The sequence below is a fragment of the Salmonella sp. SAL4457 genome (assembly GCF_046548235.1).
Classification (GTDB): domain Bacteria; phylum Pseudomonadota; class Gammaproteobacteria; order Enterobacterales; family Enterobacteriaceae; genus Salmonella; species Salmonella enterica.
Window position 1 is genome coordinate 1 of sequence record NZ_JBGDZO010001219.1, and the last position, 241, is coordinate 241.

1 protein-coding gene is annotated in these 241 nt (G+C 62.2%); it reads left to right on the forward strand.

The annotated features are described in order from the left end of the window. Positions 1-241 (forward strand): hypothetical protein (locus ACLJNW_RS28060; protein WP_410961891.1); only part of this gene is annotated, 241 nt, incomplete at both ends.

Genomic DNA, 241 nt, shown 5'->3' on the forward strand with positions numbered 1-241 from the left:
GTTCTGCACCACGAGGGATCACGGCCCGGACCAGTCTGAGTCGGAACAATCGCCGCGCGAAGATGAGGGCCTGACGCAGAAGCACCGGGCCATCTTGGCCACCTTGCTGGAACTGGGCGCGACCGGAGAAACCAAGCGACGCACGCGAGAGGAAGTTGTCGAGAAGATCAACCGAAGGGCATCGGTTCACGACTACGGCCGTCAGTTCGGCGACCTGACACAGCGGAAGTTAACCCGCTCC